20 protein-coding genes are annotated in these 22,044 nt (G+C 64.3%); 8 read left to right on the plus strand and 12 right to left on the minus strand.

Annotated elements, in window-relative coordinates; translation table 11 throughout:
* The first annotated feature begins 100 nt into the window (after positions 1-100).
* Positions 101-2,209, plus strand: a complete 2,109-nt coding sequence (locus ACOIX3_RS40860; RefSeq protein ID WP_420967630.1) for a S9 family peptidase — start codon at positions 101-103, stop codon at positions 2,207-2,209.
* A 225-nt stretch (positions 2,210-2,434) separates the two neighbouring features.
* Here the strand turns inward: ACOIX3_RS40860 and ACOIX3_RS40865 are convergent, their stop codons facing one another.
* The 3 genes from ACOIX3_RS40865 to ACOIX3_RS40875 form a co-directional block, all read right to left on the minus strand.
* Positions 2,435-3,154, minus strand: a complete 720-nt coding sequence (locus tag ACOIX3_RS40865; RefSeq protein WP_375785863.1) for a ribonuclease activity regulator RraA — start codon at positions 3,152-3,154, stop codon at positions 2,435-2,437.
* Between the two features lie 126 nt (positions 3,155-3,280).
* Positions 3,281-5,020, minus strand: coding sequence for an L-arabinonate dehydratase (gene araD / locus ACOIX3_RS40870; protein ID WP_420967631.1), 1,740 nt, complete (start codon positions 5,018-5,020; stop codon positions 3,281-3,283).
* A gap of 243 nt (positions 5,021-5,263) precedes the next feature.
* Entirely contained in the window at positions 5,264-5,896 is a 633-nt protein-coding gene (locus tag ACOIX3_RS40875; RefSeq protein ID WP_092121810.1) for a response regulator transcription factor, read from the minus strand.
* A gap of 153 nt (positions 5,897-6,049) precedes the next feature.
* Between ACOIX3_RS40875 and ACOIX3_RS40880 the strand changes: the two genes are divergently transcribed.
* On the plus strand, positions 6,050-6,358 hold the full coding sequence (locus ACOIX3_RS40880) for a hypothetical protein (protein ID WP_420967632.1): 309 nt from the start codon (positions 6,050-6,052) through the stop codon (positions 6,356-6,358).
* 124 nt (positions 6,359-6,482) lie between these two features.
* Here the strand turns inward: ACOIX3_RS40880 and ACOIX3_RS40885 are convergent, their stop codons facing one another.
* The 6 genes from ACOIX3_RS40885 to ACOIX3_RS40910 form a co-directional block, all read right to left on the minus strand.
* Positions 6,483-6,800: a hypothetical protein gene (locus ACOIX3_RS40885; protein ID WP_050404430.1), complete on the minus strand. Its 318-nt coding sequence runs from the start codon at positions 6,798-6,800 to the stop codon at positions 6,483-6,485.
* A 3-nt stretch (positions 6,801-6,803) separates the two neighbouring features.
* Entirely contained in the window at positions 6,804-7,661 is an 858-nt protein-coding gene (locus ACOIX3_RS40890; RefSeq protein ID WP_420967633.1) for a CheR family methyltransferase, read from the minus strand.
* Between the two features lie 35 nt (positions 7,662-7,696).
* Entirely contained in the window at positions 7,697-8,086 is a 390-nt protein-coding gene (locus tag ACOIX3_RS40895) for a response regulator (protein WP_212316523.1), read from the minus strand.
* Positions 8,087-8,129: 43 nt separating this feature from the next.
* Complete coding sequence (locus ACOIX3_RS40900) at positions 8,130-8,603, minus strand: chemotaxis protein CheW (protein WP_176534295.1); 474 nt, start codon at positions 8,601-8,603, stop codon at positions 8,130-8,132.
* Positions 8,604-8,616: 13 nt separating this feature from the next.
* Positions 8,617-11,334, minus strand: coding sequence for a hybrid sensor histidine kinase/response regulator (locus ACOIX3_RS40905; protein ID WP_420967634.1), 2,718 nt, complete (start codon positions 11,332-11,334; stop codon positions 8,617-8,619).
* A 419-nt stretch (positions 11,335-11,753) separates the two neighbouring features.
* Entirely contained in the window at positions 11,754-13,352 is a 1,599-nt protein-coding gene (locus tag ACOIX3_RS40910; RefSeq protein WP_420967635.1) for a flagellin, read from the minus strand.
* A 555-nt stretch (positions 13,353-13,907) separates the two neighbouring features.
* On the opposite strand from ACOIX3_RS40910, the gene ACOIX3_RS40915 reads away from it, so the two are divergent.
* The 3 genes from ACOIX3_RS40915 to ACOIX3_RS40925 all read left to right on the plus strand — a co-directional run bounded on the left by ACOIX3_RS40915 (position 13,908) and on the right by ACOIX3_RS40925 (position 15,925).
* Positions 13,908-14,618, plus strand: coding sequence for a Crp/Fnr family transcriptional regulator (locus ACOIX3_RS40915; protein WP_229170507.1), 711 nt, complete (start codon positions 13,908-13,910; stop codon positions 14,616-14,618).
* A 182-nt stretch (positions 14,619-14,800) separates the two neighbouring features.
* Complete coding sequence (locus ACOIX3_RS40920; protein WP_420967636.1) at positions 14,801-15,520, plus strand: Crp/Fnr family transcriptional regulator; 720 nt, start codon at positions 14,801-14,803, stop codon at positions 15,518-15,520.
* 156 nt (positions 15,521-15,676) lie between these two features.
* Positions 15,677-15,925 carry a hypothetical protein gene (locus ACOIX3_RS40925; RefSeq protein ID WP_420967637.1) on the plus strand — a complete coding sequence of 83 codons (249 nt, stop codon included), beginning with the start codon at positions 15,677-15,679 and terminating at the stop codon, positions 15,923-15,925.
* 135 nt (positions 15,926-16,060) lie between these two features.
* On the opposite strand, the gene ACOIX3_RS40930 is transcribed toward ACOIX3_RS40925, so the two are convergent.
* Positions 16,061-16,669 (minus strand): LuxR C-terminal-related transcriptional regulator, encoded by a 609-nt coding sequence (locus ACOIX3_RS40930; protein WP_420967638.1) that lies wholly within the window; start codon positions 16,667-16,669, stop codon positions 16,061-16,063.
* 579 nt (positions 16,670-17,248) lie between these two features.
* Here ACOIX3_RS40930 and ACOIX3_RS40935 point away from each other — a divergent pair.
* Complete coding sequence (locus ACOIX3_RS40935; protein ID WP_420967639.1) at positions 17,249-17,680, plus strand: hypothetical protein; 432 nt, start codon at positions 17,249-17,251, stop codon at positions 17,678-17,680.
* A gap of 76 nt (positions 17,681-17,756) precedes the next feature.
* Complete coding sequence (locus ACOIX3_RS40940; protein ID WP_420967640.1) at positions 17,757-18,422, plus strand: hypothetical protein; 666 nt, start codon at positions 17,757-17,759, stop codon at positions 18,420-18,422.
* Positions 18,423-18,516: 94 nt separating this feature from the next.
* Here the strand turns inward: ACOIX3_RS40940 and ACOIX3_RS40945 are convergent, their stop codons facing one another.
* Together ACOIX3_RS40945 and ACOIX3_RS40950 are read right to left on the minus strand one after the other, a co-directional pair.
* Positions 18,517-18,699 (minus strand): hypothetical protein, encoded by a 183-nt coding sequence (locus tag ACOIX3_RS40945; protein ID WP_420967641.1) that lies wholly within the window; start codon positions 18,697-18,699, stop codon positions 18,517-18,519.
* Between the two features lie 96 nt (positions 18,700-18,795).
* Positions 18,796-19,797 (minus strand): glycoside hydrolase family 3 N-terminal domain-containing protein, encoded by a 1,002-nt coding sequence (locus tag ACOIX3_RS40950; RefSeq protein WP_420967642.1) that lies wholly within the window; start codon positions 19,795-19,797, stop codon positions 18,796-18,798.
* A 187-nt stretch (positions 19,798-19,984) separates the two neighbouring features.
* Here ACOIX3_RS40950 and ACOIX3_RS40955 point away from each other — a divergent pair, with 187 nt between their 5' ends.
* Positions 19,985-22,030 carry an acetoacetate--CoA ligase gene (locus ACOIX3_RS40955; protein WP_420967643.1) on the plus strand — a complete coding sequence of 682 codons (2,046 nt, stop codon included), beginning with the start codon at positions 19,985-19,987 and terminating at the stop codon, positions 22,028-22,030.
* The last annotated feature ends 14 nt before the right edge of the window (positions 22,031-22,044 follow it).

Below are 22,044 nucleotides of genomic sequence, written 5' to 3' on the forward strand. Positions count from 1 at the left end.
CCGCTACGCGCTGCACTGCGTCCGGGGCACGAACAACACCCATCTGGCAATCGCCACATTCATCCCGATATAAAGCGGAACCCCGCACCATGAGGATCGTGTGACAAAATCCGCCACCACAACATCGCCCCCTGTCGCGCCGCGCCGGCCGCATTCCTTCACCACCCATGGCATCACGGTGACCGACGACTATGCGTGGATCAAGGATCCGAAATGGCAGGAGGTGCTGCGCGATCCCTCGATCCTCGATCCCGACATCCGCAGCTATCTCGAAGCCGAGAACGGCTACACCGAGAGCCTGCTCGGCCATACCGACGGCTTGCAGAAACGGCTGGTCAAGGAGATGCGCGGGCGGATCAAGGAGGATGATTCCAGCGTGCCGTCGCCGGACGGCCCGTTCGCCTATTTCCGCAAGTTCCGCGAGGGCGGCCAGCATGAGCTGTACTGCCGCACGCCGCGCGACGGTGGCGACGCACATGTCGTGCTCGACGGCGACGCGCTGGCGAAGGACCACAAATATTTCAAGTTCGGCGGCAGCCGGCATTCCAACGACCATCGCCTGCATGCCTGGAGCGCCGACACCAAGGGTTCCGAATATTTCTCGATCCGCGTGCGCGACTGGGCCACCGGCGGCGACCTCGACGACCTCGTCGAGGAGACCGACGGCAGCGTGGTCTGGGCCGCGGATTCCAGGAGTTTCTTCTACGTCAAGCTCGACGACAATCACCGCCCGATGCAGGTGTGGCGGCACAGGCTCGGCACCAGGCAGGCCGACGACACCCTGATCTATGAGGAGCAGGATTCCGGCTGGTTCACCCATCTGCACGAGAGCGCGAGCGGCCGCTTCTGCGTGATCGCCGGCGGCGATCACGAGACCTCCGAGCAGCGATTGATCGACCTCTCCAATCCCGACGCGCCGCCGCGGCTGGTCGCGGCGCGCGAGGAGGGCGTGCAATATTCGATCGCCGACCGCGGCGATGAGCTGTTCATCCTGACCAATGCCGACGACGCCATCGACTTCAAGGTCGTCACCGCGCCGCTGGCCGCGCCCGAGCGCACCAATTGGCGCGACCTGATTCCGTATCGCGAGGGCGTCTATGTGCTCGACGTCGAGCTCTATGCCGGCCACATGGTGCGGCTGGAGCGCGCCAACGCGTTGCCGGCGATCATCATCCGCGACCTCAAGAGCGGCGAGGAGCACGCCATCGCGTTCGATGAGGCAGCCTATTCGCTCGACACCATGGGCGGCTACGAATTCGACACCACCAACCTGCGTTTTGCCTATTCGTCGATGACGACGCCATCGGAAGTCTATGACTACGACATGGCGACGCGGGCGCGTGTCCTGCGCAAACGGCAGGAGATTCCGTCCGGCCACAACCCGGCCGACTACGTCACCACGCGCATCATGGCGACCTCGCATGACGGCGCGCAGGTGCCGGTCTCGATCCTGCACCGCAAGGACTTTGCCCGCGACGGCAAAGCGCCGCTCTTGCTCTATGGCTACGGCTCCTACGGCATGGCGATGCCGGCGTCGTTTGCCGCCAACCGGCTGTCGCTGGTCGACCGCGGCTTCGTCTACGCGATCGCGCATATCCGCGGCGGCGCCGACAAGGGCTGGGGCTGGTATCTCGACGGCAAGCGCGAGAAGAAGACCAACACGTTCGACGATTTCGCCGCCGCAGGCCGTGCGCTGATCGAGGCGAAATACACGGATGAGAAGCGCATCGTCGGCCATGGCGGCTCGGCGGGCGGCATGCTGATGGGCGCCGTCGCCAACCGCGCCGGCGAGCTGTTCGCCGGCATCGTCGCCGAAGTGCCATTCGTCGACGTGCTCAACACCATGCTCGACGACACCCTGCCGCTGACGCCGCCGGAATGGCCGGAATGGGGCAACCCGATCGAGAGCGAGAAGGATTTCCGCACCATCCTGTCCTATTCGCCCTACGACAATGTCGCGGCAAAGGACTATCCGCCGATCCTCGCGATGGGCGGCTTGACCGATCCGCGCGTGACTTACTGGGAGCCGGCGAAATGGATCGCACGGCTGCGCGCCACCATGCGCGGCGGCGGCCCGGTGCTGCTGCGCACCAACATGGGCGCCGGCCACGGCGGCGCCTCCGGCCGCTTCAACCGGCTTGATGAAGTCGCGATCGTCTATGCCTTCGCGCTGTGGGCGGTCGGGATGGCGGAGAGAGCGGAGGTGTAGGGTGCCGGTTGGCTTGCGCGGTCCCTCCCCATCGTCGTCCCGGCGAAAGCAGGGACCCATACCGCGTGATCTATCGAGCAGGGAAGTCGCAGTACCACGGCACGCAACGCAACTGCCAGTCTTCGCCAAAACTCCTCCCTGTGGTTATGGGTCCCTGCTTTCGCAGGGACGACAGCGGAATGTATGGCGATCGCTCATCAAGAACGACGGCGGAGAGTGGAGGCGCTACCGCCCCTTCGCCTTCCGCCAGGCCGCAAAATCCTTCAGCGTCTGCTCGTCGGTCGCGGGATAGAGGCCGAAGATGCCGCGGCCGTTCTGGACCTGCTCGGTGACGAAATCCTCGAACGCGGTCATCTCGAAAGTCTCGTTCGCGATCTCGTCGGCGAGATGCGCAGGGATCACGATGACGCCATCGCTGTCGCCGAGGATCACGTCGCCGGGAAACACGGGCGCATCGCCGCAGCCGATCGGGACATTGATCTCGATCGCCTGATGCAGCGTCAGATTGGTCGGCGCGCTCGGGCGATGATGAAACGCCGGGAAGCCGAGCCGCGCGATCTCGGCCGAATCGCGGAAGCCGCCATCGGTGACGACGCCGGCGCAGCCGCGCTTCATCAGCCGCGTCACCAGGATCGCGCCGGCCGAGGCCGCGCGCGCATCCTTGCGGCTGTCCATCACCAGCACGCTGCCAGGCGGGCAATCCTCGATCGCCTTGCGCTGCGGATGCGCGCGATCGCGGAACACCTCGATCGTGTTGAGATCCTCGCGCGCCGGCATGTAGCGCAGCGTGAAGGCCTCGCCGACCATGGTCGGCTGATCAGGGCTCAAGGGGTGAACATCCTGGATCATCTGGATCCGCAAGCCGCGCTTGAACAGCGCGGTCGCAACAGTGGCGGTGGAGACGGATTTCAGCTTGTTGCGGGTGGCGTCGCTGAGTTTTGACATGACTTGCTCTTTTCTTTCGTCATTCCGGGGCGCCGCGTAGCGGCGAGCCCGGAATCCATTTCACCGCAACGCATGCGGCCCGATGGATTCCGGGCTCGCGCTCCGCGCGCCCCGGAATGACGGGGGCTAATAAATCGACGGCTCGCCCACCGGTTTGCCGAAACCGGTCTCGAGGAAATCGAAGTCGCAGCCTTCGTTGGCCTGCTTGATGTGCTTCGAGAACATCCAGCCATAGCCGCGCTCGAAGCGTTTTTCTGGCTGCTTCCATTCGGCGCGGCGCCCGGCCAGCTCCGCCTCCGACACATCGAGATCGATGGTGCGCGCGGCGACGTCGAGCGTGATGCGGTCGCCGTTCCGCACCAGCGCCAGCGGGCCTCCGATGAAGGATTCCGGCGAGACGTGCAGGATGCAGGCGCCGTAGCTGGTGCCGCTCATCCGCGCGTCCGACAGCCGCACCATGTCGCGCACGCCCTGCTTCACGAGCTTGGTCGGGATCGGCAGCATGCCCCATTCCGGCATGCCCGGGCCGCCCTGCGGGCCGGCGTTGCGCAGGATCAGCACGTGATCGGCCGTGACGTCGAGATCGGGGTCGTCGACCGCCTTCTTCATCGAGGGATAGTCGTCGAACACCAGCGCAGGTCCAGTGTGCTTGAGGAAGCGCGGATCGCAGGCGCTCGGCTTGATCACGCAGCCGTCCGGCGCGAGATTGCCTTTCAGCACCGCGAGCGCGCCCTCCTTGTAGATCGGGTTGTCGACGGTGCGGATGACGTCGTCGTTGTGGACCTCGGCGCCTGCGATGTTCTCGCCAAGAGTCTTGCCCGTGACGGTCATGCAGTCGAGATGCAGATGCTGCTTGATCCGGTTCATCAGGCCGGGCAGCCCGCCGGCATAGAAGAAGTCCTCCATCAGATAGAGGTCGCCGCTCGGCCGCACATTAGCGATCACAGGCACCTTGCGGCTCGCGATCTCGAAATCGTCGAGCGAGATGTCCTGGCCGGCGCGCCGCGCCTGCGCAATCAGGTGAATGATGGCGTTGGTCGAGCAGCCCATCGCCATCGCGACCGTGATCGCATTCTCGAATGCTCTCCGCGTCTGGATCTTCTGCGGGGTGAGATCCTCCCACACCATCTCGACGATGCGACGGCCGGCTTCCGAGCTCATCCGGATATGGGTGGCGTCGGCCGCGGGGATCGACGAGGCGCCGGGCAGCGTCATGCCGATGGCTTCGGCGATCGCGGTCATGGTCGAAGCCGTGCCCATGGTCATGCAGGTGCCATAGCTGCGGGCGATGCCGGCCTCCATGTCGACCCAGTCCTTGTCGGAGATCTTGCCGGCGCGGCGCTCGTCCCAGTATTTCCAGGCGTCCGAGCCGGAGCCGAGCGTCCGGCCCTTCCAGTTGCCGCGCAGCATCGGTCCGGCCGGCAGATAGATCGCCGGCAGGTTCATGCTGGTGGCCCCGAGCAGCAGGCCGGGCGTGGTCTTGTCGCAACCGCCCATCAGCACCACGCCGTCAACCGGATGGCCGCGCAACAGCTCCTCGGCATCCATCGCCAGCATGTTGCGATAGAGCATCGTGGTCGGCTTCAGCAACGATTCCGACAGCGACAATGCCGGCAGCTCTAGCGGAAAGCCGCCGGCCATCAGCACGCCGCGCTTGACGTCGTCGACCCGGCTCTTGAAGTGCATGTGGCAGGGCTGCGCGTCCGACCAGGTGTTGATGATCGCGATCACCGGCCGGTCGCGCCATTCCTCCGGCGCGTAGCCCATCTGCATCGCGCGCGATCTGTGGCCGAAGGCGCGCAAATCATCGGGCGCAAACCAGCGCGCGCTGCGCAATTGATCCGGGGTCTTGTTCTTCTTGGTCATCTTGGTTGCGCCATATGCTTCGATATTGCGTGTTACGATATCGCGTGTCTCGACATAGCTCGCACGCGCGCGGTCTCGGCACGCATGCCCTGCGCCACGCATATACAGGATTTCCTGACGTCTCGTCCCGCGCGCGGCGCAGACGTGCCGTTCGCTGCCCGTGTGCCGGGCGTGCGGCGCACAACCCCGCGATGTGGGAATCGGAGCGTAAACCGGGCTTGGCCGGCCTTTGCTTTCCTTGGCTTACTTCTGCTGCGCCGTCATCACGATGCGGACGAGGTCGGCGGCGTTGCGCGCGCCGAGCTTTTTCATGATGTTGGCGCGGTGATCCTCGATCGTGCGCGGGCTGATCCCGAGGTGACGCCCGGCCTCCTTGTTGGAGGCGCCCGCGGTGAACTGCTCGAGCACCTCGCGTTCGCGGCGGGTCAGCGGCTCGCGGCCGGGAAAGTGCAGCGCGGCGATGCGCGATGCCGAGGTCTCGGCCTGGCGCCTGGTATAGGCGTCGATCGCCTCATTGAGGCGGCTGACGATCTCGTTGCCGCGGAACGGCTTTTCGATGAAGTCGAGCGCGCCGTTCTTGATGGCGCTGACCGCCATCGTGATGTCGCCCTGGCCGGAGATCATGAAGATCGGCGCCGGATAATCCTCGCCGTGCAGCTCCTTCAGGATGTCGAGACCGGATTTGCCGGGGATATGCACGTCGAGCAGGATACAGGCCGGGGTCCGGCTGCGCGCCACCGCGAGCAGCGCGGCGCCGTCCGCAAAGCAGATCACCTTGTAGCCGGCGGTCGACAGGACCACGGACAGCGTCTCGCGAACGGCGGGGTCGTCGTCGACTACAAAGATTTCCCCGCGAGGAGCGCCATTCTCAACCATATGTCTCGTCCATCAGTGGTGAAGCGTGCTGGCCAGACTGCACAAGAAGTAACTCGACCATCTCGATCAATGGACCCGTATTTGTACGGGACGTCCGCTTAACGCACAAGTAGCACCGCGGTCCCTAAAAGTGGGGGCAGTGGAGAAACATGCATGGAAAATGCAGCGGCGGACGGCGTTGCGGTGTGCCTGGACGAGGGCAGCGATCCCTACAGCCTGATCGTGACGGACCTGGTCGCGCTGATCGGCCATGTCCAGGCGAGCCTGCGGCTGATCGAGGCGGCGATTGCGCGCGAGGCATTTCTGGCCGAGCAGGACGCCGCCGCCGACATCTTCGTGCTGGACGACGTCACCCCGCGCTATGCCGTGGCGTCCACGGCCCTGAAAGCCTGCGACGCCGGCCTCGGCATGGCGCTCGATCGGCTGTGCGATCCAGAGGCCCCGGCGCGCCTCCTGAACTGACCGGCCGGACCGGTCCCGACAACGCCCCAACCCACGAGGCGACGATCCGTTCCACGTTCGGATTGGCGGCAGGCATCGCCCGCCCGGCCGGATCAGGCCTTCGTCACGTCAGGCCTTCTTGATATCAGGCTCTGGCCCGCTCTTCGTCGGAGCCCGACCGCCGCTTGCTCGGCTTGCCCTTGAGGAAGCTGATGTCCATTTCGGTGCCGTTGACGCGGACCAGCTCGCAGCGACGATAGGCAAGCCCGGTCGACGACAGCAAAAGGAAGAACTCCTTCAGGTTGAGCCCCTGAATGGAACCCTCGACGGTCAACGCCGCGTCATTGTCGGAGATGGCATTGAGCTGGCAGTCGCGCCGCCAGGTGCCGTCGATGGCCATGATGCAGACATCGACGCCCCGGCTGAACGTGACACGCTCAATTGATTTGCCGTCCTCCGTCATCGCTCAATATCCGACCGCCATGGCAGGCCTCGGCATTGCAAGCGCTGGCCGCACCCCGCTCGGCCGGTACAGGCCACGCCGTTCGGGAATCGGCTTGAACGTGTCGGTCAGGCCGACCACGGTTTCGGCGGCGCCGAGCACCAGGAAGCCGTCGGCCTCCATCAACCGGGCGAGCCGGTTGAAGATGTTGATCTTGGTGTCCTGGTCGAAATAGATCAGCACGTTGCGGCAGAAGATCACATCGAAGGTGCCGAGCTGGGAGAAATCGTGCAGCAGATTGAGCTGACGGTGCTGCACCATCGCGCGCAATTCGGGATTGATCTGCCAGAGTTCGCCCGACTGCTTGAAATACTTGACCAGCAGCTGGATCGGCAGCCCGCGCTGCACCTCGAACTGGCTGTAGATGCCGGCCTTCGACTTCTCCAGCACCTCCTGCGACAGGTCGGTCGCTGTGATCTCGACCCGCCATCCCGCAAGCGCGGTGCCCATCTCCTTGAGGCACATCGCCAGCGAATAGGGCTCCTGGCCGGTCGAGCCGGCGGCGCACCAGATCCGGATGCTGCGGCGCGCGGCACGCGCTTTCAGAACCTCGGGCATGATGGTGTCGCGGAAATGGTCGAACGGCACCTTGTCGCGGAAGAAGAACGTCTCGTTGGTGGTCATCGCCTCGACCACCTGGACGGTGTGCGTCGATGAGCCGGCCCTGATCTTGGCGATCAGGTCGGGGATGCCGGACAGGCCGCATTTGCGGGCCAGCGGCAGCAGGCGGCTCTCGATCAGATATTGCTTGTCCGCGGACAGATCGAGACCGGAATGGTCCTTCAGGAGCTTACGCAGATACTCGTAGTCGGGGGGCGTCACGGGAGCCTCGCAAAGGCAAAGGGTGAAACTGGGTATCAGGCTTCGGCCGACGCATCGAGCGCCAGCAAACCCACTTCCTGGAATTTCGCGATGACGATGTCCTTGTCGAACGGCTTCATGATGTACTCGTTGGCGCCGGCATGCAGCGCCCGCGAGATGTGGTCGATGCCGTTCTCGGTGGTGCAGAACACCACCTTCGGCACATCGCCGCCGGGCATGCGGCGGAGCTGCACGAGGAATTCGAAGCCGTCCATGACCGGCATGTTCCAGTCGAGCAGCACCGCGTCCGGCAGCGCCTGCTTGCAGGCTTCGAGCGCGACCGCGCCGTCCTCGGCTTCGATGACGGTGAATTCCATTCCTTCGAGGATGCGGCGTGCGATTTTTCGCACCACACCGGAATCGTCGACGACAAGACATGTCTTCATATGTTGGCCTCCTTGTAGAGTCCGCCGTCTCCGCGGCGGAGCGTTACGCTGCAGCAAGTGTCTTCGGCACCAGTTCGAGCACGCGATCGACATCGAGGACGACCATGAGCTGGCCGTCGAGGCGGTGAACGCCGCCGGCGAGCCTCGCCATGCGGGGATCGAGGTTGACCGGGTTGTCCTGGCGGCTGTCGTCGGGCAGCCGCAGCACCTCGCCGATCTGATCGATCAGCAGACCATAGGATTCACCGCGCTGGTCGACGCCGACCGCCATCGGCGGCTTGCCGTCGTCGGCCTTCGGCAGGCCGAGCCGGGCCCGCATGTCGACCACGGTGACGATGCGGCCGCGCAGATTGAGCACGCCGGCGATCTCGCTGGAGGCCAGCGGTACCCGCGTGAGCCGCTCCGGCATGAACACGTCCTGCACCCGCGAGATCGGCAGGCCGAACAGCTGTCCGCCGATCACGGCGGTGACGTATTCGGCCATCGCACCTTCACTGGTCTCGGTCTTGCTGGTCATCCTCTGGTTTCCTTTAGGCCGCCCGGCGCAGTTCGGCGGTCTGCTCTTTCAGCGCTGCGATCAGCCCGGGACGATCAAACTTGGCGACATAGTCGTGGAAGCCGGCCTGCCGGCCGCGCTCGATCGCCGCCGGCGACACCATCGCCGACAGCGCGATGATCGGCAGCCCGGTGAGGTTGTGGTCGCTTCGGATGTTCTCGGCGAACTCAAAGCCGTTCATCTCGGGCATCTCAATGTCGGTCAGCACGACGTCGAAGGCCTGTCCCGAGCGCAGCGCGGCGAGCCCTTCCTGGGCATTGGGCGCGGTCCGCACCTTGTAGCCGGCGGCTTTCAGCACCGGCGCCAGCATGTTGCGGAAGAACGCGCTGTCGTCGACCAGCAGCACCGACTGCGCCGAGGCCGACGGGCGCATCTCCTTGCGCGAGAACCAGTCGGCAAACGCCATCGGCAGGAAGTGGCCGACGTCGATCACCTCGGTGGCCTGGCCCTTGATCACGGCCGAGCCCAAAATGCCGTCCTGCGAGCCCGCCACTTCGATGTTGAGCCGCTCCTCGACGATGTCGATGATCTCGTCGACCACGAGCCCCATCGAGCGGCCGTCGTCGGCGAACACCAGGATCGGCTGCGCCCCTTGCGTCTGCACCTCGACGCCTATCATCTGCACCAGCGGCATCAGCTGCTCGCGGTACTGCACCATGTAGCGGCCGTTGGAGAGCTCGATCTTGTCGGTTGCGATCTCTTCCAGCCGGGTGACGAGGCCGAGCGGCACCGCCTTGGGCTGCGAGGTGCCGGCGCGGAACACCAGCAGCGAGGTCAGCTGCTCGCCGCTCGTGGCATGGCCGCTCGCATTGTCGTCGGCCATGTCATGGGCCGAGGAGCCGGACGCGCCCAAGGCCTTGGCAATCCCGTTGGGGTCGATGATCATGATGACGGCGCCATCGCCCAGAATGGTGTTGCCGGAGAACATGTCGATGTGCCGCAGCTTGGTCGACATCGGCTTGACCACGATCTCCTCGGTGTGGAACACGCCGTCGACCACGATGCCGAAGGTCTGGCTGCCGACTTGGGTGACCACGATGAAGCCGTTCTCGGCATCTGAGGTGGCGCCGTCGTCGATCTTGAGCAGCTTCTTGAGGTGGATCAGCGGCAGCAGCTTGTTGCGCAGCCGCAAGACCGCGGTGTCCTTGATCCGCTCGATGCGGTGCTCGGAGTTGGCGCGGGCCCGCACCAGCTCGACCACCGAGAGCTGCGGGATGGCAAAGCGGTCGCCGCCGGCTTCCACGATCAGCGCGGAGACGATCGCCAGTGTCAGCGGGATCTTGATGGTGACGGAGGCGCCCTCGCCGGCCACGCTCTTGATGTCGATGGTGCCGCCGATCTGGTCGATATTGGTGCGCACCACGTCCATGCCGACGCCGCGGCCGGACACCGAGGTGACTTGCGCCGCGGTCGAGAAGCCCGGCGCGAAGATGAACTTGTGGATCTGGGCCTCGGTCATCTTCTCGAGCTCAGCCTCGGTGACGAGACCGTTCTGGAGCGCCTTGGCCTTGGTCCGCTCGGTGTTGAGCCCGCGGCCATTGTCGGCGATGCAGATGATGATGTGGCCGCCTTCGTGATAGGCGCTTAGGCGAATGGTGCCCTGCTCGGGCTTGCCGCTAGCGACCCGCTCGGCGGTGGTCTCGAGGCCATGATCGGCGGAGTTGCGCACCATGTGCGTCAACGGATCCTTGATCAGGTCGAGCACCTGGCGGTCGAGCTCGGTGTCGGCGCCGTGCATCTCCAGCTCGATCTGCTTGCCGAGTTCGCCGGAGAGATCGCGGACGATGCGCGGCAGCTTCTGCCAGGCATTGCCGATCGGCTGCATGCGCGTCTTCATGACGCCTTCCTGCAGCTCGGCGGTGACGTTGGAGAGCCGCTGCAGCGGCACCTTGAACTCGGTGTCCTCGTTGCGGCGTGAGATCTCCAAAAGCTGGTTGCGGGTCAGGACCAGCTCGGAGACCATGGTCATGAGGTGTTCGAGGGTATCGACGTTGACCCGGATCGACTGGTTGGCGATCTTGTCGCCTTCCTGGACAACATCCTCGGTGGCGGCCTTGCGGGCCGGCTTCTTTGCGGCCTCGGCCGGCTCGGCTGCGGGGGCAGCGGCGACGGGCTTGGCGACCGGCGCGGGCGCGGGCGCTGCGACTTCGATCTCGGTCTCGCGGAAGGCGCGCTCGAGCTCGTCGAGCGAGACCTCGCCCGGACGCAGCGGGCGCTCCAGCGTCTGCACCACCAGCGTGCCTTCGGTCATCGCCGCCTGCACGGATGGAGATTCAACGACAGGCACATCTTCTTCAGCAGCAGCCATGGCGGCCATGCCGCGCTCGACCATCGCCTCGAGCTGATCGATCAGGTCGCGGTCGTTGCCCTCAGGCTCGGCCTCGGTCGCCTCGAGCCCGCCGAGGATCTCCTTGATGCGGTCGATCGAGGACAGGATCAGCGTCACGGCTTCCGCCTTCACCGGCATGCCGTCGCGGAATTTGCCCATCAACGTCTCGCCGGCATGCGCCAGCGCTTCCAGCCGCGGCAGCCCGAGGAAGCCGCAGGTCCCCTTGATCGTGTGCACAAGCCGGAAAATGTTGTCCAGGATCTTCGCGTTGTTCGGATCCTGCTCGAACTGCACCAGCTGGTTATCGACCGTATCCAGGCTCTCGCTGCTCTCCGTCAGGAACTCGCGCAACAGATCGTCCATGGACAGGTCCCCTCAAGGTGCTACGGAACGCACGCCTCGCATCGATAACTTGGCCGGCTTCACGGCGACGTTAATTTCGTCGTCCGTGCAAATACGGACGATAAAGCCCTTCAAGGACGACGCATCACGACATCGCGGCCAGTTTCACAGGAGCAGGCCTTACCACCCGGACGGGAAAGAGCCCGTTCCACCCGTCGTCGCAATTTGAACGAAATAAGATCGAGGGACCGTCAAATCCAGCGAAACGCTGGCGGCCGTGACATCCGCCTGCATCAGGACGGGATCGCCCAAGAGTTGAACATGGGTTGAACGTGGGTTGAACATGGGTTGAAACCGGCGAGATGGTTAAGCGAACCCAAAAGCAAAGGCGGCGGAGTTTCCTCCGCCGCCTCGATAGTCGTTGTCTGTCGCGGCTACGCTTAGCGGAGCAGCTGCAGAACGCTCTGCTGCGACTGGTTGGCCAGCGCCAGCGCGGACACCGCGATCGACTGGCGGGTCGACAGCGCCTGGCTGTTGGCCGCTTCCTCGTTGGTGTCGGCCAGCGTCAGGTTAGACGAGCCGGTCTGCAGCACGTTGATCAGGTTCTTCGAGAAGTCCTGGCGGATCTGCACGATCGACAGGTTCGAACCGAGGGTCGAAGCCTGGGTGCGCAGCAGGCCGCTCGCGCTGTTGAGCGTCTTCAGCGTGGCGTTGGCCGAAGCGTTGTCGATGAAGTCCGTGCCGGCGGTCAGCTTGGTGAGGTTGAGGCCGGAGGCATCGAAGGTAACGCCCTGGATCTTCAGCGTCGAGGAGCCCGTCTCGTTGAAGGTCAGCTTGAGCTGATCGCCATTGAGCAGGTTGATGCCGTTGTAGGAGGCGTCCTGGGCGGTCGTGGTGATCTGGTCCAGGATGTTGTTGTACTGGTTGACCAGGTTGGCGCGGTTCGACAACCCATTCGGATCCTGCACCGGGGCGCTGCCCGCGAGGCCGTTGAACAGCTTGCCGGAAGCAGCTGCCGTGCCACCGATCGTGCCGATGGTCGAAGACGCAGCATCGTTGGTGGTGCTGATGGTGAGCGCACCGCTTGCGCTGAGCGACGCCTGCAGGTTGTTGGCCGACAGAGCGTTGTTCAGGTCGTTGAGCGACTTCACCTGGCCCGCGCCGCTACCGAACGTAATGTTGGTCGCCTTGCCGTTGCCGGTCGCGCCGATCGTCAGCGTCAAGCCATCCAGCGGCGAAGGCGTTGCCACGGTGCGTGCCTTGGTTCCGGCGGTAAGGCCGAAAGCGGCGAGGCCCGAGCCGGAGATGTTGAGGTCCTGGTTGACGCCGGTGCTGATCTGGAGCGCACCAGCCGTAATGGTGGAAGCGGTGGTCGTTCCGGTGATGCCGTCGATCGCGGTGAGCAGGTCGCCGACGGTCAGGTTGCTGCCAGCGCCGGTGCCGAGGGTGACGTTGCCGGACGAATCGGTCGTCGAAGTGGTCTGCGAGGTCGAGAACGTGATCGACTTGCCGTTGACGTTGATCGTGCCGGTCGGGGTCGCCGCCAGGGTATCGGAGTTGGTCGCAGTGACGAGCTTGGTGGCGGTGGTGATCGCCGCGGGCGTCGTGAGATTGTTGTTGACGGCCGTACCAGCGAGGGTGGCATTGCTGTAGGTGGCGGTGCCACGGATATCGTCGGTCGTGGCGCCAGTGACCACGGCGGTCGTCACCTGCGACTTCTGGGAAAAGCCGACCGCAGCCTGCAGGGCCTGGTTGGCGACCGACTTGGCGCTGTCAACGAGCTTCTGCAGCGAGGTGATGCCGGTGTTGGCGGCCTGCAGCACCTGCACGCCGTTGCCGATTCCGTCCAGCAGGTTGTTGATGTCGCTGGCGCGGTTGTCGAGCGACTGCGCCGTGAAGAAGTTGGTCGGATTGTCGAGAGCGGTGTTGACCTTCTTGCCGGTGGACAAGCGGTTCTGCGTGGTGGCGAGCAGGTCGGCCGTCGACTGCAGCGAAAGCAGGTTCTGACGGACCGATGACGAAAGGACGATGCCGGACATACTGGTACCCTTCTGGATGAACACGAATGACGCGACGCCGTAAATTTCGCACGGCGACCGATGCCACACTGGTCTGTCCGCGCTACCCGTTCGTTAAAGGGCCGCTCCGTACAAATACCCAGGATGGCTTTGCCGGTAATTCTAGGGCCGCGGCGCAGAGGCCCGGCTGAGCGGCGCGTGTTCGCCGCCGGGTCAATCTCGTGACAGCGAATTTGTTCTCGTATTTGCGGGACTTGGCGCGTGCTCGCGCTGCCGACCGGGGGCTTCGACATCCGCAATGGCCGTCGCGACCGCGCACGCTTGGGTAGGCATCAGAGTTAATGGAAATCAATAAATGCGAGACAATGCCGCAACCGTCTCGTCCGGGATGCGCGGCATTCGAATCGCCTCGAACGCCGCGCAGGCCGATGCGATTGCCGACCGTCTGCCCCCTAGAGGGTATAGAGTCCGCACCACAACCCTTGTGCTATTGGACAGGCAAGCTATGTTCGCACTCCACACGCCAAGAGTAGGTGATGCGAGACCGTAGTGCTCCCGCCCTCGGCAGGAGCTCCAATGTCCGCGGTATCGCGTCCGCCCAATCGCCTGTTGCAAGCACTTCCCTCCACGGAATACGCGCAACTTCATCCCGTTCTGGAAACCGTCGACCTGATCAAGGAAACGGTGCTCGCCGATGCCGGCGCGCCGGTGCAGCGGGTCTATTTCCCGCACGGCGGGGTGGTCTCGATGATGGTCAATCTGTCCGACGGGCAGTCCGTCGAGATTGCAACCATCGGTCGTGACGGCATCGTCGGCGCATCCGCCGCCCTGCACGAGCGGCCGCTGCTCGCCGACGCGATTGTCGTGGTGCCGGGCACGGCGTCGATGGTGCGGGCGGAAGATTTCCGCGAGGCCGCCAATCGCAGCGCGGAGTTCCGGACCCTGGTTGCTCTCTATGAGCAGGCGCTGATGGCGCAGACCCAGCAATCCGTCGCCTGCAACGTGTCGCATCCGGTGGAGGCACGGCTGTCGCGCTGGCTGCTGCGCGCGCGCGACCTGTGCGGCAGCGAAGCCCTGCCGTTGACCCAGGAGATGCTGGCGCAGATGATCGGTGTGCGGCGCAATGCGGTTTCGATCGTCGCGCATGGGTTTCAGCAAGCCGGTATCCTGCGCTATAGCCGCGGCCATATCGAAATCACCGATATCGACGGTCTGCGGAAAGCGGCGTGTGAATGCTATGCGACCGTCAAGGCGCACGCCGAACAATTGATCGGGCCCGAAGATTGATCGCCGCGACCTGCTGCAACCGCGGATAACGTGATGTTGCGGCGATCGGCGTATTCCTAATGGAACCAAGATATGTTTCCATTGGAACCCAAGACGTGCCAGAATAGGTTGCATAACGACCCAACTGCACGCATCGGCTTTGATGACCAGAGACAAGCTTTGCCGGAAGGCAGGAGGTTGCTTTGGATACGGTTCCGCGATCGCCCAACGGATTTCTGTCTTCGCTCTCGGAGAGCGATTTTGGGCTGATCCGGCCCTATTTGCGGACGATCGACCTCGCCGCCGATTCGGTCCTGATCGAGACCGACGAGATGCTCAAGCGGACATACATGCCGCACAAAGGGGTGATCTCGCTGGTGGTCAGGCTGGCAAGAGGCGTGTGCGTGCAGATCGCGATGGTCGGCCGCGGCAGCATCTATGGTGCGTTCGCAGGGCTTGGTGAAGCCCCCACGCAGAACAGCGCCGTGGTGCTGGTGCCGGGCGTCGCTTCGACGATCGAGGTCGAAGCCTTGCGGACGGCCGCCGGCCAGAGCCCGACGCTGCGAGCGATGCTGATTCGGCACGGTCTCGCCGTCTATGCCCAGATCCAGCAGACGGCCGGCTGCAACGCCGCGCACACCGTGGAGTCGCGGCTGGCGCGATGCCTGCTGCACACCCGCGATCTCTCCGGCAGCAACAAGATCGCCCTGACGCAGGAGGCGATGGCCCAGATGATCGGCGCACGCCGCAACAGCGTGTCGCTGGTCGCGCATACCTTGCAACAGGCCAATTTCATCCACTACAGCCGCGGCCACATCGAGATCACCAATGCGGATGGACTGATCCGGACCGCGTGCGAATGCTATGCTACGGTCAAGGCGCAGTATGCGGAGCTGCTGAGTTGGCAGCAAACCGGCGGCTAGAGCTTGCTATTCTTGACGCGTCTTGTTCACGCGAAGCGCTACCCACTTCGCGCGAAACCGCTCCCGCCGGCGCACAAGCCGTACTTCTACGGCGTACGATTTTCACCGTCGGATAACGCTGCATCCGCAAAGTCGCGTCGACGCACGGGGGAGCCGATGTTCACGTACGAGACGACCGACCGGAAGGAAGCCCGGCGCTTCCGCATGGCCCAGTTCAACGGCCGGCCCGCCACCGTCAGGTCCGCCGGCGCGACGGTCACGGGACGTGTGCGCGCGATCGTCGAAAGCAAGTCCGGCGCGACGGCGGCATGGGTGGTCACGATCGTTCCGGACGAGCCGAAGGCAGCCGCCTCCGCCGCGCGGTTCGCGCCGCGCCTGTGCTTCGCCGCGGAAGACGATTTCTGAGAACCGCGAACACCGCTCATAGCCCGCTCCGATCGAATCGGAACGGGACTCTGGACTTTGGTTTTGATGCGCTTCTCTACGCGAAACGGCACCCACCCCGCATCAGGTGCGGGGCAGGCTTCGCCTGAAAACGCTCTATGCGGAATGCAACAAGGCCTTGCGGACGAGATCTGCGGTGTTGCGCGCACCCAGTTTGCGCATGGCTTCGGCGCGATGGCTCTCGAAGGTGCGCGGGCTGATGTTCATCCGCAGCGCGCCCTGCTTGTTGGAATAGCCGTCGCTAATCAGGCTGAGCACCTCACGTTCGCGCTTGGTCAGCGGCTTGCGCCCCGCCTCCGGCGTGAACATGACATCGGGTGACCGGGCGCCTGGCGGCTTATCGTCAAGCGGCGGCCTGAGATCGGTGGCCGGTATCGCATTCGGATAAAGATCGGAGATCTGCTTCAGCATCGCGGACACCCGCTCGGTCTGCTCGAGCGCGTTCTCGATCACCTGCCGCAGATAGACGCCGTTGCCGGGCGCATGCGCGAACTGCTGACTGTGCTGTTTGAGTTCGTTCATGTAGAGCAGCAACGCCGTCACCGGCCCGTTGAATTGCCGGACGATCGCCGCCCCGGCGTCCGCGGTCACCTGCGGTCGCGGCACGGCGGCTCCCTGAATCTCGGGCGGCTGCGTCTCGAGCGTCGCGGTTCCGCCCATCCATGGCGGAAGGCGCGCCTCGGCTCGATTGTCATGTTGCGTCATAAGTATGGTTTACCGAAGGTGAACTTGTGGCCGCGTTAACACGGGGCTCCGTAAAACTACGGGTGACGCAACTGTGACCTCGGGCCCCGACCTGCCAAGCAGGCGCAGATTACCGCTGATTTGGCAACGAATCTCGCTTGTTTGAGCCAAAGGACAGTAGTCTTACGGGACGGCGAGGCGTTTCAGCCTGACGATCCCCGCAGGTGGGCCTTTACCTTCCCGACGCGCTCCCGGGCGCGTCCGCACCCACATCCGCCGGCTGGCCTCAGGTTGAAATGGGCAAGATGCGCGCCGCCCCTCAGACATCAAGGGCGCCGCAGCCGGAGGAATTTCTGCAGGAAGCGTCCCGAAAGGACGATCCTGAACCACCAATACGCCATTCGCCGGGTCGTCATCGATCAACCCTCCGGGCATCGGGATCGCATCGGCTTACCGCACGCCGGCCGACGCGCGTATGAGACGGATCACATCGGCCCAGGGGCGCGTGGGTGGGCGTTGGGTCAGGCGAATGTCAATTTACAGCCCCAGCATGCGCCGCGATGATCGCCGCCTCTCGATCAACAACAAAAGGGCGCGACAATGAAGCGAGGGCGGAACGGGCGGAATGGATCCTGGATGACGATTGCGGCGCTCGCCGCAGCACTGCTGTCCGGCACCGGCGCGCAGGGCCAGACCACGCCGACCGGCAATGCCGCGCCGACGTCAGACAACGCGATCATGGTCACCATCTTCTTCAAGCATGATCAGTCACGCCCACTCAGCGAGTTGAATGCGCAGCTCGAGCGGCAGGGCTTCTACAAGGCGTTTCCGCCCGAGGGTGTCGAGGTGGTGAGCTGGTACGTGATGATGGGGGTCGGCCAGGTGGTGACCCTGCGGCTGCCGGCCTCGCGATTGCGCGAGGTCAACCGCGTCATCGAGAACAGTGCCTGGGGCGCCTACCACACCGAGTTCTATCCGACCTACGACTACAAGGCGGTTGGGATCGGCAATCACGAGAAGGCGAAGCAGTAACCGATCGGGTCAAGCGCGCTTGCTGGACTTTTCCCGCTTCGGTAGAGAAGACCATCGAGGCGACGGAAGTCCTGTCATGACAAGAACCGAGCACCGCCCAAGCGCACCCCGCACGCGCCGGCTGCGCGGCCGACTGGCGTTTGCGCTTGCCTTGCTGGCGTCGATTGCCATCCATCCCGGCAGAGTACATGCCGCTGCGGACGACACAGCGCCGTCCGCCGCCTGGGCCGTGCTGTTCGAGGAGGATACGAGCGATCCGTATGGCCGGAAGCTTCTGGGCTCGGTCGTCTGGCACACCGATACGATCAAATCGGTTGGAGCGCCCGATGAAACCATCGTGCTCGCCGACGTCGATATCCCAAAACGGTTCAAGATGACGCTGACGCTCAAGCGCAACACGGATAAGGCTCTTCCGGCCAGCCATCTGATTGAGCTGACATTCGTGCCGGTCCCGGGGCAGCGCATCAACAATGTGGCGGGGATGCTGACGAAATCGACCGAGCAGGGACGTGGGATCGCGCTCGCCGGCATTTCCGCCAGGGTCACCGATAATATGTTCATGATCGGCCTATCGAATGGCCAGGCGGACCGGCAGCGCAACCTCCAGGCGCTCAAGGAGCGACCTTGGTTCGATATCGCGATCGTTGACGGCAATCAGCATCGCGCGATCCTCGCGGTGGAAAAAGGATCGGCGGGAGATTCAGCCTTCACCACGGCATTGACCGCCTGGGGGCAGAACTAAATAAAGACGCATACTTTAGCTCGCATGATCTCCGCGCAAACGCGTTCCGCGTTTGTCGCGAAGGAAACCGCTTCGCACTTCTCCGGATCATGCTCTAGGCGTGAGCCCGCGAACGCTGGCTCAGCCGCTTCGCCAATGTCCGCAAATCCTGGCGGCGTCCGCTGCAAAGCAGGCGGCTGAATTCGTCGGGATCGATGGAGGCAGGCGGCAAATCGGCTGGGTGGCGTGCGACGCGGCGTAGCCAGGTCAATCGGAAGAGACGCTTGAGCATCTTCATGGTTGTTAGCCCCGATGAGCGTCTTTGTTAAATCGCGGCAATGAAATTTGGTTCCGCTCTCTATGGTCGGCCGGCAGAAAATTTGGTTCAATGCCGTCAGGCGAGCAGTGCCTTGCGCTGTTGCACCCGCGCAATGGAGCGCTGCACCGCGGCCTGATCCAGTGATCCGTCCTGCACCGCACCCGCGACCGCGGTGGCGATGCCGGCCATCGCCTGCTCCTGGTCGAGCAGATTGTTGCCGATGCAGACCATGTCCATGCCGGCGGCGATCGCCTGCAGGCTGGCCGCGCTGGTGCCGAGCGCCTTCTGCAGCCCCTGCATCTGCATGTCGTCGGTGATCAGCAGCGTCTCGGGCAGCCGGTGGCGAAGGCGGCCGATCCCCGCCGATGACAGTGTCATCGGATGCTGCGCGTCCCACTGGCGGACAATGGCGTGGCTGACCAGCACCGCATCGCCGAAGATGTGCGGCGCCAGCGTGTAGAACAGCTCTTCCTGCTCCGGCCGCAGCGCATCGGAAATATCCATGAACTCCAGATGCGAATCGACGTGCGCGCCGCCGATGCCGGGATAATGCTTCAGGCAAAGGCCCACCCCTGCCTGCCGTGCCGCGGCGTCGACCAGGCGGGCATTGGCCGCGACCTCGCCGATCTCGGACGAATAGGATCGCTTGATCCTACCGATGTTGGGATTGTCGGGGTTGAAATCGACGTCGATGACGGGCGCGAAATTGTAGCGGATGCCGAGCCGACCCAGCTCGCCATAGCTCGCTGCCAGGATCGTCTGCTTTTCTGCATGCCCGAGCCGGTTGAAATCCTTCGCGCTCGGCAACGGCTGAAAGCCCAAGCCATCCTTGAGCCGGCGCACCAGACCGCCCTCCTGGTCGATGAAGACCAGCGGCTGCGACGGCAGGCCTGCGATCTCGGCGCACAGCGACTGCAGCTGCGTGGGCGAGGCGATATTGTTGTCGTATTGCCGGGTCTGGCAGGAGTAATCGAACAGAATCACCCCGCCGAGCCCGAACTGCGCGGCAAATTCCGTCAGCCAGGGCGGGATGACCTTGCCATGGAAGCCGAGGATGAAAAGTTCGCCGACGGACATGGCCGCTCGCTATCGGATAGGCATGGAATCAGCCCCGCACCCAACGCAATAGCACGCTGCGGCGGCGGTAAGAATATGACGCAAGCCGCGACCTCGACTGCGTTCCCCGCGCTCGCATCACTATGTTAAGACACGAAGGCTTGCCTCGATCGCGCATGCCACAACACAAGAGATTCCGGAAACGCCCATGACCGCACCTTACGTCCCGCAAATGGCCCTTTACCGCGACTGGCTGAAGGAAACGCGCGGCCTCGCGTTTGCGGATTTCGAGGCAATGCGGCGCTGGTCGGTCACCGATGTCGACGGCTTCTGGCAGAGCGTCTGGGATTATTTCGATCTGCGCTCGCCGACGCCGCATTCGGCAGTGCTGGCCGAGCGCAAGATGCCGGGCGCGGTGTGGTTTCCCGGCACTTCGGTGAATTACGCGCGCCAGGTTTTCCGGCACGTCGCGCCGGCGCATGCCGCCGGCCTGCCGGCCCTGATCTCGAGCGGCGAGGACGGCAAGCTTTCGGAGACGAGCTGGCCGGAGCTGCAGCGCAAATCGGCGGCGCTCGCGCTGCATCTGAAGGCCAAGGGCGTCCGCGCCGGCGATCGCGTCGCGGCATACTTGCCGAACATCCCGGAAACGATCATCGCGTTTCTCGCGACCGCGAGCCTGGGTGCGATCTGGAGCGTCTGCGCACCCGACATGGCCGCCCCCGCGGTGATCGACCGCTTCAAGCAGATTGAGCCGAAAGTGCTGATCGCCTGCGACGCCGTGACCTATGCCGGCAAGCGCCATGACCGGAGGTCGGTGATCGAGGAATTGCGGCGCGCGCTGCCGACGGTCGAGCATGTCATCCTGCACAGCGATGCCGCGCCGTCCGAAACCCGACTGTCGTCCATTCTTGCGGGCCAGAGCGCGGAGATCGACGCCTTCGAGCCGGAATGGCTGCCGTTCGACCATCCGCTTTGGATCGTCTACTCCTCGGGCACCACCGGATTGCCGAAACCGATCCTGCACAGCCATGGCGGCATCATCGTCGTGGCGCTGCCGCTCTCAACGCTGCACAACGACATCGGCTGCAGCTACCACCCGAATTCGTTCGGCGAGCGCTTCCACTGGTACTCGTCGACCGGCTGGATCATGTGGAACTGCCAGGCCAACGGTCTGCTCAACGGCACGACCTGCTGCATTTTCGACGGCAGTCCCGGCGGCACCAAGGACAAGCCGGACTGGACCACGCTGTGGCGCTTCGTCGCCGACGCCAAGGCCACTTTCTTCGGCGCGGGCGCGGCGTTCTTCGCCAATTGCACCAAGGCCGAGATCGATCTCGCAGATGCCGGCGACCTCTCGGGTCTGCGCGCGCTCGGCTCGACCGGCTCGCCGCTCAGCGCCGACACGCAGGCCTGGTTCAACGAACGCTTCGCCGCGCTTTCGATACGCAACGGGAATGCCACGCAGGCCGACATGTGGTGGGCCAATATCTCCGGCGGTACGGATTTTGCCGGCGCCTTCATCGGCGGCAATCGCGAGCTGCCGCAGACCCCGGGCATCATGCAATGCCGCCTGCTCGGCTGTGCGGTGGAAGCGTTCGACGAGCAGGGCGGCGCCGTGATCGACGAGGTCGGCGAGCTCGTCTGCACCGAGCCGCTGCCCTCGATGCCGCTGCGCTTCTGGAACGATCCCGGCAATGCGCGCTATCTGTCGAGCTATTTTGAGACCTATCCCGACAATTTCGACGGAAGTGGCCGCGGCCCGGTGTGGCGGCACGGCGACTGGCTCAAGATCAACCCCGACGGATCCTGCGTGATCTACGGCCGCAGCGATGCCACCATCAACCGCCACGGCTTGCGGATGGGCACCAGCGAGCTCTATTCGGCGATCGAGGCGCTGCCGGAGGTGCTGGATTCGATGGTCGTCGACCTCGAATATCTCGGCCGCGACAGCTACATGCCGCTGTTCGTGGTGCTGCGCGAGGGCATTGTCCTCGATGCCGCGATGAAGGCGAAGATCAACAAGGCCGTGGAAGCCGGCCTGTCGCGCCGCTTCCTGCCCAACGACATCTTCGTCGTGGCGGAAATTCCGCGCACGCTGTCCGGCAAGAAGCAGGAACTGCCGGTCAAGAAGCTTCTGCTCGGCCACCCAGTCGAGAAGGTCATCAACCGCGATGCGATGGCCAATCCCGGCTGCCTCGACTGGTATCTCGACTTTGCCAAGGGCTACCTGAACAGGCAGGCCGGCGCGGCGTAAGCGATCGCGCCGTC

The organism is Bradyrhizobium sp. B120 (assembly GCF_049075665.1).
In the GTDB taxonomy this organism is placed as follows: Bacteria; Pseudomonadota; Alphaproteobacteria; order Rhizobiales; family Xanthobacteraceae; genus Bradyrhizobium.

What these genes read in the sequence shown, in the direction of transcription:
- ACOIX3_RS40865 (WP_375785863.1), bottom strand. Translation starts at nt 3,154, where the DNA reads ATGTCAAAACTCAGCGACGCCACCCGCAACAAGCTGAAATCCGTCTCC.
- araD (WP_420967631.1), bottom strand. Translation starts at nt 5,020, where the DNA reads ATGACCAAGAAGAACAAGACCCCGGATCAATTGCGCAGCGCGCGCTGG.
- ACOIX3_RS40875 (WP_092121810.1), bottom strand. Translation starts at nt 5,896, where the DNA reads ATGGTTGAGAATGGCGCTCCTCGCGGGGAAATCTTTGTAGTCGACGAC.
- ACOIX3_RS40880 (WP_420967632.1), top strand. Translation starts at nt 6,050, where the DNA reads ATGGAAAATGCAGCGGCGGACGGCGTTGCGGTGTGCCTGGACGAGGGC.
- ACOIX3_RS40885 (WP_050404430.1), bottom strand. Translation starts at nt 6,800, where the DNA reads ATGACGGAGGACGGCAAATCAATTGAGCGTGTCACGTTCAGCCGGGGC.
- ACOIX3_RS40895 (WP_212316523.1), bottom strand. Translation starts at nt 8,086, where the DNA reads ATGAAGACATGTCTTGTCGTCGACGATTCCGGTGTGGTGCGAAAAATC.
- ACOIX3_RS40900 (WP_176534295.1), bottom strand. Translation starts at nt 8,603, where the DNA reads ATGACCAGCAAGACCGAGACCAGTGAAGGTGCGATGGCCGAATACGTC.
- ACOIX3_RS40905 (WP_420967634.1), bottom strand. Translation starts at nt 11,334, where the DNA reads ATGGACGATCTGTTGCGCGAGTTCCTGACGGAGAGCAGCGAGAGCCTG.
- ACOIX3_RS40910 (WP_420967635.1), bottom strand. Translation starts at nt 13,352, where the DNA reads ATGTCCGGCATCGTCCTTTCGTCATCGGTCCGTCAGAACCTGCTTTCG.
- ACOIX3_RS40915 (WP_229170507.1), top strand. Translation starts at nt 13,908, where the DNA reads ATGTCCGCGGTATCGCGTCCGCCCAATCGCCTGTTGCAAGCACTTCCC.
- ACOIX3_RS40925 (WP_420967637.1), top strand. Translation starts at nt 15,677, where the DNA reads ATGTTCACGTACGAGACGACCGACCGGAAGGAAGCCCGGCGCTTCCGC.
- ACOIX3_RS40930 (WP_420967638.1), bottom strand. Translation starts at nt 16,669, where the DNA reads ATGACGCAACATGACAATCGAGCCGAGGCGCGCCTTCCGCCATGGATG.
- ACOIX3_RS40935 (WP_420967639.1), top strand. Translation starts at nt 17,249, where the DNA reads ATGAAGCGAGGGCGGAACGGGCGGAATGGATCCTGGATGACGATTGCG.
- ACOIX3_RS40940 (WP_420967640.1), top strand. Translation starts at nt 17,757, where the DNA reads ATGACAAGAACCGAGCACCGCCCAAGCGCACCCCGCACGCGCCGGCTG.
- ACOIX3_RS40945 (WP_420967641.1), bottom strand. Translation starts at nt 18,699, where the DNA reads ATGAAGATGCTCAAGCGTCTCTTCCGATTGACCTGGCTACGCCGCGTC.
- ACOIX3_RS40950 (WP_420967642.1), bottom strand. Translation starts at nt 19,797, where the DNA reads ATGTCCGTCGGCGAACTTTTCATCCTCGGCTTCCATGGCAAGGTCATC.
- ACOIX3_RS40955 (WP_420967643.1), top strand. Translation starts at nt 19,985, where the DNA reads ATGACCGCACCTTACGTCCCGCAAATGGCCCTTTACCGCGACTGGCTG.